The organism is Flavobacterium rakeshii, from assembly GCF_009741375.1.
Taxonomy (GTDB): Bacteria; Bacteroidota; Bacteroidia; order Flavobacteriales; family Flavobacteriaceae; genus Flavobacterium; species Flavobacterium rakeshii.
Genome location: NZ_WOWP01000031.1, coordinates 48,013 through 58,501, shown reverse-complemented (window position 1 = coordinate 58,501; position 10,489 = coordinate 48,013). Strand labels below are relative to the sequence as shown.

Here is a 10,489-nt window from a genome sequence, read left to right as displayed (position 1 = left end):
TTACAAACGAGGCGTTAATAAGCATCCGGTGTTTGAGGCGATAGCCGAGTTCGGATGGTTTAGACGAATGAAATAATTTTTAGTCTAAAGAGTTCAAGACTTGAATTTTTGGTTCTTTTGTTTCAAGATAAAAGAACAATCCCTATAAAACAAAAGCAGGAATAAATTATATTTGTTATATGGAAATAACCCTGCGCCCTGCCACAGCAAACGACCTTGAAGGTATACTGACTATAGTAAACCACAACATACTACACTCTACCGCATTGTATGACTACAATGTAAAATCTATGGAGTACATGCAACAGTGGTTTACCGAGAAACAGGAAGCAGGCTGGCCCGTTATTGTTGCTGATAGCAAAGGGAAGGTAGCCGGTTATGGCACTTATGGCACCTTTCGTACTAAAGACGGTTACAAATACACGGTAGAACATTCTGTTTATGTAAATGAAGAATATCATGGTAAAGGCATAGGAAAAATGCTTTTAGCCGACCTTATTGTACTTGCCAAAAAACAGGGAATGCATAGCATGATAGCAGGTATAGATGCCGAAAACAAAGGCAGTATAGAATTCCACAAAAAATTTGGTTTCAGGGAAGCAGGATTATTAAAGGAAGTAGGCTTTAAGTTTAACCGCTGGCTGGATGTAGTGTTTATGGAGCTTCATTTATGACTCTAATGCCTTTTCTCCATACGTTTTAAAATATCATTCATCATATCAATCTGTACCCTTTGTATTTCAATAAGTGATTGCTCCTGGTGCAGTATTAAGTGATCCAGCTTTTCATGCAATAACCTTATTTCAAGTTCGCTTTTAAGGTTAATAAGATAATCGTTTTTTGCTCGCTCCCTGTCTTTCTCCTCCTGCCTGTTTTGGCTCATCATAATTACCGGAGCCTGCAATGCAGCTAAACAGGACAAAATCAGGTTAAGCAGTATAAACGGATATGGATCAAACCCATTATTGGCAAGCCAGAAAACATTAAGCGCTATCCACGCTAACAGGAAAACCAAAAATGATATGATAAAGGTCCAGCTACCGCCAAAGGTCGCCACCTTATCGGCTACGCGTTGCCCTACGGTATAAGTCGTACTTTCTTCTTCATCAGCCAGAGTATTACTAATAAGTGTTTTTTCGTTAAGCGATTCCACTACCTTTTGTTCCATATCGGTAAGCTCACCCATTTGGGTATTCATAAAGTCAGATATGTACTTTTTCCGGTAATGACCTAATTCAGAAAGTGAAAGACTACAATTCTCATCAAAATCAGGATGGTCTTTTTTAATGATGTTCAGTATCGGTTCGCGCACTAATTTAGCCGATACCTTTTCGGAATCAGGAAACTGTTTTTTGGATATGTCACTGGTAAACCTCTCCATATTAGAACCATTTTTTACGTTTAAAATAAATAATCATAATCAGGGCAAGTGTTACCATAAGCCCCAGGGCATAAAAATATCCGTTTTTAAAATGCAGTTCGGGGATATGGTCAAAATTCATCCCATACACCCCTACCACAAAGGTCATTGGCATAAATACTACCGAGAAAATGGTAAGTGTTTTCATAATCTCATTCATGCGCTGTCCCTGTGCCGAATAATAAAAGTTTGAAGCACTGTCCAGTGAGTTCATGTCATATTCAATTTGGTCCAGTAGCTCAAGGCTCTTTTGGTGCAGGCGGGTAAAAAAGGTATAACTGGTACTTTCTATAACATCATAATCCTGATCGTCCTCATCATTTTTAATATTGAATAAAGCCTCACGTATAGGTGTGATGGAACGTTTCAGGAAGTTAAGGTCTTCCTTTGCCTTTTCAACATCGGCTATAAAGTCGGCTCTTTGGGAAGTTTTTGCCTGTATGTTGAGGGCTTCAATTCGATCTTCATACTTTTCAATGGTCACAAAAAAGTTTTCCATTATTGCGTCAAGCATCAGGTATAGCAGGTAATCGTTCTTCTTTTTACGGATTATCCCCACTCCTGTTCTTATACGCTCACGGATGTGTGAAAAGTAATCGCTTTTTTTCTCCTGAAAGGAAATTATCATATTATCCTTCAGCAAAAAGCTTATCTGTTCGGTAGCCATACTACCCTCCTCTTCTTCCGGCAGCACCGATTTTACACTGAAAAACAGGATATCGTTACCCAGTTCCTCAATACGCGTTCGGCGTGAGGTATTAAGTATATCACCAATTATAAAACTTTCTACATGCAGCAGCTCGCCAATTTGCTTTATAAGTTCCACATCATGCAGTCCGTGTATATTAAGCCATTTAATTGCATTTTGATTTTGGGGAGATGTACATTCCTTTTGTATAACATCCAGGTGTACTTTTTGATATTCTTTACAGCCCTGCTCATCATAAGTAAAAAGTTGCATTTCAACAGGATCATTTTTATAGGCTCCTGTATACTCATAATAATTAGGTTGAACTTTGCGTACTTTTCGGTATTTAATCCTCTTCATGTCGATTTGTTTCCATAAATATAGGAGTTTTTTAAAATCCATTCTATTTTTACAAAAAGTTTAATTCATGAAGATACTTATTACGAATATTAAAGAATTGCTGCAGGTAAGGGAAGACGGAATTGAGAAAGTCTCAGGAAAAGACATGGCCGTGCTGCCTTCTTTACAAAACGCATACTTACTGATTGAAAACAACATTATTGCCGATTATGGTACTATGGAAAACTGCCCTAATGCATCAGGTATACAAACCATAGATGCTACCGGTAAAACCGTACTGCCTTCATGGTGTGACAGCCATACCCATATTGTTTATGCCGGCAACCGCGAACAGGAGTTTGTAGACCGCATAAACGGACTTAGTTATGAGGAGATTGCTTCACGCGGTGGCGGTATACTTAACTCGGCTAAAAAGCTTAATGAAACATCTGAAGAGGATTTATACCTACAGTCACGCACCCGACTGGAAGAAGTAATGCAACAGGGAACCGGAGCCGTAGAGATTAAATCGGGTTATGGGCTAACCGTTGAAGGGGAGCTTAAAATGCTAAGGGTTATTAAGCGTTTAAGGGAAGAATACCCTATAGCTATTAAGGCTACCTTTTTAGGAGCACATGCTTTCCCGGCAGAATACAAAGAAAATCACAGTGCCTATATAGACCTAATTATAAACGAAATGCTTCCTAAAATAGCCGAGGAAAAACTGGCAGACTATATTGATGCCTTCCTTGAAACGGGTTACTTCTCTGTTGAGGAAACCGAACGTATTATGGAAGCCGGTAAAAAATACGGACTACAAGCTAAAATTCACGTAAATCAGTTTACCGCTATTAAGGGGATCGAGGCCTGTGTGAAGTATGATGCGCTTAGTGTAGACCATCTTGAAATTGTAACCGATGAGGATATTGAAGTACTTAAAGGCACTAAAACAATGCCTGTAGCACTGCCTACTTGTTCTTTCTTTATCAGTATACCATACACTCCGGCACGTAAAATGATAGAAGCCGGGTTACCGCTTGCTCTTGCTACCGATTTTAACCCGGGTACTACTCCGTCAGGAAACATGAACCTTGTAGTAGCGACTGCCTGTATCAAAATGAAAATGACACCGGAAGAGGCCATAAATGCAGCAACCATAAACGGTGCCTATGCAATGGATTTATCCAAAACGCATGGTAGTATCACTAAAGGTAAAAGAGCCAACCTTATTATAACACAACCGCTTACCTCCTATTATCAGTTACCTTATGCTTTTGGTAGTGACCTTATAGACACGGTAATTGCAGAAGGAAAAGTTATATAACTATACCAAAATAAAAAGAGGAGCCATAATATGACTCCTCTTTTTATTTTATAGCTGTTACTTATTATCTTAAAGTAAAAGTATCGTTTGCAACAAGCTTATCTTTATCAAAAAGGTTTACGTGGTAAAGACCTTTTTCAAAGTCAGACCCCGAAAGAATTTCTGTTACAGTAACAGTTTTGTTCTCATAAATAGCGTTGGTAACAAAGCTGTAAGTTAGAGTATACTCACCAAAAGTTTCGGTTTGTTTCTCACCAAGAACATTATTTTTACTGTCTATAACCTGTACATAAAACATTCTATTACCTGTTTGAGCTACTTCGTTAGCTGCAATAGTGAATGATATTTTAAGTTTGTCTACACGTCTTGCTTTATCTGTAGCAACAAGTTTACCTGAACTTTTTTCTTTAAATGCTTCGGCAGTTAAATTAACGATTGAAAGTTTAGAAGCTTTCTCAGTAATTTTCATGTTTTGTGCAACAAGCGTATCATTGTACTGTCTTGTTTCGTTAAGTGCAACAGCAGTACTGTCACGCTCTACAGTAAGTAGTTCGTTTTGTTTTTTAAGTTCTTCGTTTTCTGCAAGAAGGTTATCCATCTCGTTTTTCAGCTTAAAGTAGCTGTTTTTGTATTTTTGTAAAGAAGCAACATCACCTTCTGCCTTTTTAACCTGTGCAATAAGTTCTTCAATTTTTGCACGCTCAGCTTCAAGTTCGCTTTTTAAACCGGAGTTATCAGCAATAGCAGCATCATAACTTGCTTTAGCACTCTCAAGATCGCTAAGAAGCTGGTCTTTTTCAGAGATATACTGCTTTTCTGTTGCCTCGTTGTCGGTGCTCATTTTGTACATGTACGCAAGGCTACCAACTAGTAATATGGATAGTATTACTATAATCGCTTTTAAACTAGAGTTACTTTTTTGTTGTTCCATTATTTATTAAATTGTTTTTGCCAAATTTATACATATTTTAATTCTATGGGTTCATTTTAACGAAATTTTATAGGAAAATCGTATTTTTGAATCGTATTATTATTGTATGGAAAACATCATCAGGTTTACAGCCACAGACTTATCTAAATATACCTCCCACCGTAGCGGAGAGATTAAATTTGGTGAGCGTATGCTTACCATTCCAAAGGACGAAAAACCCTTTGAATTTCTTAAATCATGCGAAGCTAATTATGTTATTTTGGGCGTGCCCGAAGACTTAGGTGTACGCGCTAACTTTGGGCGTGCAGGTGCCTCATCGGCATGGGAAAGTGCTATAAAAGCCATTGTTAACCTTCAGCATAACAAATTCAGCAAAGGGAATAAAGTACTTATCCTTGGGCATATTGATGTTACAGATGCTATGAAAGAGGCAGAAGGTTTAAACATTAACGAAAAGGAAGACCGTAAAAAACTCTCTCACCTGGTAGAGAAAATTGATAAGGAAGTTTCTCACGTTGTGAACCGAATTATTACAGCAGGTAAAACACCTATTATTATTGGGGGAGGTCACAACAACGCCTACGGTAATATAAAAGGTGCAGCACTGGCTAACGGTAAGCCTGTAAACGCTATTAACTTTGATGCCCATACTGATTTCCGTCAGCTGGAAGGTCGTCACAGTGGTAACGGGTTCTCTTATGCTATGGAAGAAGGCTTCCTTAAAAAGTATTACATTTTCGGGCTACATGAAAATTATGCCTCAAAAGGTGTAATGGAAAGTATTAAAAAACTAAGCGAACGTGTACGTTATAATACATATGAGCAAATTGCCGTAAGGAAAGAAAAAAGCTTTAGTGATGAAATGGCTCATGCCCTTGGTTACATAGAAGATGAGAAATTCGGTATTGAAATCGATCTTGATTCCCTGCCTAATGTTGCCAGTAGTGCCATGACACCCAGCGGATTTAGCGTAGAAAAGGTTAGGCAGTTTATACATTACTTCGGGAAAAATAAAAATGCTGCTTACCTGCACCTTTGTGAGGGAGCACCGGAACTGGATAACGAAAAGAACAGCCATTTAACCGGTAAGCTTATCGCTTATCTGGTAACCGATTTTATTAAAGCTAAAAACGGAGAGTAACACTAATTTTATTTAACGTACCTTTGCAGCGCACCCGGTAAACTTTAATTGGGTATGCTTTTTTATATGATGAAATTCAGCGACTTAAATTTACACCGAACTATACTCCAAGCTATTAGTGATGAGGGTTATGAAAGCCCTACTCCAATACAGCAACAGGCAATACCTGCCATTTTAGATGAAAAAGATCTTGTGGGTACGGCACAAACAGGTACAGGTAAAACTGCCGCCTTTGCTATACCTATGATTAATATGCTGCACCCTATAGTAGGTTCGGCCAAGAAAAGAAAAAGCATCAGGGCTTTAGTAATCACACCTACACGCGAACTGGCGTTACAGGTGGGCGAAAGCTTTGATAACTATGGTAAATATACCAATATACGTCAGTTAACCGTTTTTGGTGGGGTTAACCAGGCTCCGCAGGTAGACCAGCTTAAAAAAGGGGTCGATGTACTTATTGCAACTCCGGGAAGACTTTTGGATCTTCACAAACAGGGGTTCATAAATTTAGACCACCTACACTTTTTAGTACTTGATGAAGCCGACCTAATGCTGGATATGGGCTTTATTAATGATGTAAAAAAGATTATAAAGCTAACACCTGATAACAGACAAACACTATTGTTCTCGGCTACTATGCCGTTACCCATACGTGAACTTGCCGATACTTTCCTAACCGATCCTAAGTATGTTTCGGTAGCACCAATATCAAGTACTGCCGAATTGGTTAAACAACAGCTTTACTTAGTAGATAAAGCCGATAAACGTAAACTGCTGTACCACCTTATACGCAACGAAAACCTTAAAAATGTATTGGTATTTACACGTACCAAGCACGGTGCGGATAATGTGGTTAAGGCTCTTAAAAAGAATGGTATTGAAGCCGGAGCCATACATGGTGATAAGTCACAAAGTGCCCGCCAGCGTATGCTTGAAGGCTTTAAGAACAAGGAAATATCGGTTCTTGTAGCTACAGATATTGCTGCAAGGGGTATTGATATAGAAAGTCTGCCGTTTGTAATAAACTTTGACCTGCCTAATATCCCCGAAACGTATGTACACCGTATAGGACGTACAGGACGTGCGGGTAATTCAGGACTGGCAATATCGTTTTGTGGTCGTGATGAACTTCCTTACCTAAAGGATATCGAAAAACTTATAAGACTAAAAATTAAAGTTATCGACGAGCATCCTTATCCTTATAGTAATCAGGAAGGAGAAAACAAAAAAGAAGAAGGACAGAAACCTGACCTCAGAAATAAAAAGAACAATGCCCGTAGTGGTAAATCAAAACCGGGAAGCAGTAATTCGAAATCAAGAAAATCGGAAGCTTCAAAGAAAAAGAAAAGACGCTGGTATTAAACCAGCGTTTTTTTTGTTTATATTTAAATCACTTATTATTAGTGATATGACTGCACGGTTTGCCACAAAACAGGATGTAAAAGCTATTTACGGTTTTATAAACGAACTCGAAAATACCGTTTTTGATTACGGAGTTTTTGAACAGTACTATTTTGAAAACCTCGAAAACAAAAATTACATCTATATAGTGGTTACAGATGCCGTACAAAACGTTATTGGCTTTTGCAGTTGCCATGGTCAGTTACTACTGCATCATCTTAGCATGGTTTTTGAAATACAGGAATTATATGTAACTCCGGAATACCGAAACAATAAAGTGGGACGGTTTTTGCTGGAAACAATGGAGAGCCTACTTAAAGAAAAAGGATACAACCTACTGGAAGTAACCTCAAACAAACGCAGAACAGAAGCACACCGTTTTTATATTAATAACGGTTTTGCCGATACCCATTTTAAGTTTACAAAAAGGCTGTAATAACAATTGTTTTTTACCTTTTTGTAACCTGTAATCGGGGGATTAAGCTTAATTTTGATAACCAACTATAATTTTTACTTGTATGAAACCTGTATATCACTATGCCACGGTACTTAAAGCCATTGAGCAATTAAGAGAAAAAGGATTTACCGAAGACTTTAACCTACACGAAAACTGCTTAGTTTGTAATACCGATAAGTTTGAGGTAGAAGAGTTTGAAATCTCTCATATTTACTACTACGAAGGCGATAGCAATCCCGGAGATGAAGCTACCGTATATGGTATTGAATCTAAAAGCGGAATAAAAGGTATACTGGTAACCGGTGATGAACAGGACACCGACCCAATGTCAAAAAGCATTATAGATAAACTTCTTGTAAGTCGTAACAAACGCGACTAATTCATGAGAGCATACTGGATTTTTTTTCTTAGGGTAAACCTGATTAACCTTATTGTGAGCCTCGGCATGACTTTCAACAACATAATCATGCTACCTGTAATATTGTGTACTTTCGGGATGGCTTTTGGCTTTTTGGGGTACTACTATTTTTATAAAAACGAACTTTATTTATACTATAACCTTGGGTTTACCAAGCTTAAACTTGGGATAATGACATTAGTTATTAATGCCGTTATATCCCTGCCTCTTTTTATTTTACTAATATTACTATCGTGAAACAAAGTCTTTCTGTATCGGGGATAATTAAACGTTTTGGAAACAAAACGGTGCTGGACAATACTTATATGCGTTGTGATACCGGAGAGATTGTTGGTGTTTTCGGGAGGAATGGCAGCGGAAAATCTACATTACTTAAAGTCATTTTCGGTAGTGAAAAAGCCGATAGTATTTCTATTAGCATAAACGGAAAATACTGCAAACCAAAAGACATAATTACCCAACAAAAAATAGCCTATTTGCCACAGGATCCCTTTTTGCCTAAAAACAAAACGGTAAAAAATATTATCCCGATAGTATTACCTAAAGGCAGCCTGCAGGACAAACTGTTTTACAGACCGGAGATTCATCATTTAAGGGATAAAAAAGTAGGAAGCCTTTCTATGGGACAGTTACGTTACCTTGAACTTTTAATAGTAAGCCACCTTCCCCACCCTTTCCTAATGCTCGATGAGCCTTTCTCTATGGTAGAACCCCTGTACAAAGAAAAAATACAGGAACTGCATACCGAACTGAAACAGGAAAAAGGTATAATAGTTACAGATCATTATTACCATGATATACTGGATATAAGCGATAAGAACCTCTTAGTAAAAGAAGGAAAAATAATACCTATAGATAAACCTGAAGAATTAATAACGCACGGCTACTTAAGAGCCGTAAATCAATAACAATGAGAAATATTTATGTTTTGGCATTAGCCATGTTTGCCATAGTGGCAAAAGCTCAGGATGTAAAAGTAATGAGCTACAACATCCGTCTTGATGTAGCAAGCGACGGAGAAAACCGATGGGATAACCGTAAAGACATGCTTGCGGGTCAGGTACTATTTTTTGAACCCGATTTTATGGGGGTACAGGAAGCACTACCACACCAAATGCAGTACTTGGACAGTGCACTGGTAAAATACGACCACATAGGCGTAGGTCGTGACGACGGTAAAAACAAAGGTGAATTCTCAGCTATATTCTATAACAAGTCAAAATACACAATGCTGGAAAATCATACTTTCTGGTTATCTGAAACACCCGATGTACCTTCTAAAGGATGGGATGCTGCTTATAACCGAGTTTGTACTTACGGATTGTTTGAAAACAATAAAACCAAACAAAGAATATGGATATTCAACACTCATTTTGACCATGTAGGCAATGTTGCACGTACAAACAGCGTTAAAATGATAACAGATAAGATTAAGGAAGTAAATAAAGACAATCTTCCGTTTGCGGTTACGGGCGACTTTAATCTGGAAGAAGATACCGAAAGTATTAAACTGATGTCTTCATTACTTAATGATTCTAAAAAAGTAGCCAAAATGGTTTTCGGACCTGATGGTACATTTAATGCCTTTGAATTTCATAAACCGGTAACCACAAGAATAGATTACATATTTGTACCTCAAAAAAGAGTAAAAGTTGTAAAATATGCTGTTTTAAGTGACTCTAAGGATTGTAGGTATCCGTCAGACCACTTACCGGTATATGTGGAACTAAAAGTAAAATAAAGATGAAAAAACTATTGTTCATAGGAGCTTTACTAATTATATCCTGCAAGGAAAGTAATGCTCCTGTGAATAATGATACCTATACCATAACCGAAAATCAATGGATGGCCGATTCCATTGGAAAATATGATACCTCCATACCCCGCTTTAATGATTTATATGGCAGGTGCAACTTTATTATAGACAGCACTAATACCGTTTATTTTTATGCCAAAGCTCCTACGTTTAGCAATGATTGTTTAGGCGTAGATTTCCAACCGGGTAAAACACCATTTATAAATCTTTTCCCTGATGACTTAGTAAAGGTTGACAGTAAAATAATGAATCATTTTATTGAGCTGAATATAGTTAATAATGACATGAATCCTGTTACAAAGAAGTTAAATACATTAGCCATAGCAACTCCCGGTGGCACCTTTAACTCCCCTATACTTACAAGTATACTTAACAAAATTACAACAAGCAGAAACAAGCCCTTGTGGATTGTTCGCCCCCTAACTCAGGAGGAAAGTATTGTACTTAAGTATAAAAAAGAAAATTATACAGGTATTGTATACGACCCACATTTGATTGAATGGGATACCACTAAAATTTACTTTGAAAAATACTGGCCTATACAACCCTAAGCT

The 10,489-nt window shown here is 37.7% G+C and carries 13 protein-coding genes; 10 read left to right on the top strand and 3 right to left on the bottom strand.

The window, feature by feature from the left end; genetic code table 11:
- Positions 1-179 precede the first annotated feature (179 nt).
- Positions 180-674, top strand: coding sequence for a GNAT family N-acetyltransferase (locus GN157_RS09395; RefSeq protein ID WP_157483156.1), 495 nt, complete (start codon positions 180-182; stop codon positions 672-674).
- 2 nt (positions 675-676) lie between these two features.
- Here GN157_RS09395 and GN157_RS09390 read toward each other — a convergent pair whose 3' ends face one another.
- Both GN157_RS09390 and corA read right to left on the bottom strand, forming a co-directional pair.
- A complete protein-coding gene (locus GN157_RS09390; RefSeq protein WP_157483155.1) occupies positions 677-1,381 on the bottom strand; it encodes a DUF1003 domain-containing protein in 705 nt (234 codons plus the stop codon).
- A 1-nt stretch (position 1,382) separates the two neighbouring features.
- Positions 1,383-2,468, bottom strand: coding sequence for a magnesium/cobalt transporter CorA (gene corA / locus GN157_RS09385; RefSeq protein ID WP_157483154.1), 1,086 nt, complete (start codon positions 2,466-2,468; stop codon positions 1,383-1,385).
- Between the two features lie 67 nt (positions 2,469-2,535).
- On the opposite strand from corA, the gene hutI reads away from it, so the two are divergent.
- Positions 2,536-3,771, top strand: a complete 1,236-nt coding sequence (gene hutI, locus GN157_RS09380) for an imidazolonepropionase (RefSeq protein ID WP_157483153.1) — start codon at positions 2,536-2,538, stop codon at positions 3,769-3,771.
- 64 nt (positions 3,772-3,835) lie between these two features.
- Here hutI and GN157_RS09375 read toward each other — a convergent pair whose 3' ends face one another.
- The gene (locus tag GN157_RS09375; protein WP_157483152.1) at positions 3,836-4,702 is read right to left on the bottom strand and encodes a hypothetical protein; all 867 of its coding nucleotides are present in this window, start codon (positions 4,700-4,702) and stop codon (positions 3,836-3,838) included.
- A gap of 106 nt (positions 4,703-4,808) precedes the next feature.
- Here GN157_RS09375 and GN157_RS09370 point away from each other — a divergent pair, with 106 nt between their 5' ends.
- The 8 genes from GN157_RS09370 (at position 4,809) to GN157_RS09335 (ending at position 10,486) form a co-directional block, all read left to right on the top strand.
- Positions 4,809-5,843, top strand: a complete 1,035-nt coding sequence (locus GN157_RS09370) for a formimidoylglutamase (protein ID WP_157483151.1) — start codon at positions 4,809-4,811, stop codon at positions 5,841-5,843.
- A gap of 69 nt (positions 5,844-5,912) precedes the next feature.
- On the top strand, positions 5,913-7,205 hold the full coding sequence (locus GN157_RS09365) for a DEAD/DEAH box helicase (protein ID WP_157483160.1): 1,293 nt from the start codon (positions 5,913-5,915) through the stop codon (positions 7,203-7,205).
- 46 nt (positions 7,206-7,251) lie between these two features.
- Entirely contained in the window at positions 7,252-7,680 is a 429-nt protein-coding gene (locus GN157_RS09360; RefSeq protein WP_197429425.1) for a GNAT family N-acetyltransferase, read from the top strand.
- An 82-nt stretch (positions 7,681-7,762) separates the two neighbouring features.
- Positions 7,763-8,080, top strand: coding sequence for a hypothetical protein (locus GN157_RS09355; RefSeq protein ID WP_157483149.1), 318 nt, complete (start codon positions 7,763-7,765; stop codon positions 8,078-8,080).
- A gap of 3 nt (positions 8,081-8,083) precedes the next feature.
- Complete coding sequence (locus GN157_RS09350; protein ID WP_157483148.1) at positions 8,084-8,356, top strand: hypothetical protein; 273 nt, start codon at positions 8,084-8,086, stop codon at positions 8,354-8,356.
- Positions 8,353-9,027, top strand: a complete 675-nt coding sequence (locus GN157_RS09345; protein WP_317163534.1) for an ATP-binding cassette domain-containing protein — start codon at positions 8,353-8,355, stop codon at positions 9,025-9,027. Before GN157_RS09350 ends, GN157_RS09345 begins: the two co-directional genes overlap by 4 nt.
- Positions 9,028-9,029: 2 nt before the next feature.
- Complete coding sequence (locus GN157_RS09340) at positions 9,030-9,860, top strand: endonuclease/exonuclease/phosphatase family protein (protein ID WP_157483147.1); 831 nt, start codon at positions 9,030-9,032, stop codon at positions 9,858-9,860.
- 2 nt (positions 9,861-9,862) lie between these two features.
- Positions 9,863-10,486, top strand: a complete 624-nt coding sequence (locus GN157_RS09335) for a hypothetical protein (RefSeq protein WP_157483146.1) — start codon at positions 9,863-9,865, stop codon at positions 10,484-10,486.
- Positions 10,487-10,489: the final 3 nt, after the last annotated feature.

Bases quoted from the DNA above. Each gene is read 5' to 3' on its own strand.
- GN157_RS09395 (WP_157483156.1), top strand. From the start codon at position 180: ATGGAAATAACCCTGCGCCCTGCCACAGCAAACGACCTTGAAGGTATA.
- GN157_RS09390 (WP_157483155.1), bottom strand. From the start codon at position 1,381: ATGGAGAGGTTTACCAGTGACATATCCAAAAAACAGTTTCCTGATTCC.
- corA (WP_157483154.1), bottom strand. From the start codon at position 2,468: ATGAAGAGGATTAAATACCGAAAAGTACGCAAAGTTCAACCTAATTAT.
- hutI (WP_157483153.1), top strand. From the start codon at position 2,536: ATGAAGATACTTATTACGAATATTAAAGAATTGCTGCAGGTAAGGGAA.
- GN157_RS09375 (WP_157483152.1), bottom strand. From the start codon at position 4,702: ATGGAACAACAAAAAAGTAACTCTAGTTTAAAAGCGATTATAGTAATA.
- GN157_RS09370 (WP_157483151.1), top strand. From the start codon at position 4,809: ATGGAAAACATCATCAGGTTTACAGCCACAGACTTATCTAAATATACC.
- GN157_RS09365 (WP_157483160.1), top strand. From the start codon at position 5,913: ATGAAATTCAGCGACTTAAATTTACACCGAACTATACTCCAAGCTATT.
- GN157_RS09360 (WP_197429425.1), top strand. From the start codon at position 7,252: ATGACTGCACGGTTTGCCACAAAACAGGATGTAAAAGCTATTTACGGT.
- GN157_RS09355 (WP_157483149.1), top strand. From the start codon at position 7,763: ATGAAACCTGTATATCACTATGCCACGGTACTTAAAGCCATTGAGCAA.
- GN157_RS09350 (WP_157483148.1), top strand. From the start codon at position 8,084: ATGAGAGCATACTGGATTTTTTTTCTTAGGGTAAACCTGATTAACCTT.
- GN157_RS09340 (WP_157483147.1), top strand. From the start codon at position 9,030: ATGAGAAATATTTATGTTTTGGCATTAGCCATGTTTGCCATAGTGGCA.
- GN157_RS09335 (WP_157483146.1), top strand. From the start codon at position 9,863: ATGAAAAAACTATTGTTCATAGGAGCTTTACTAATTATATCCTGCAAG.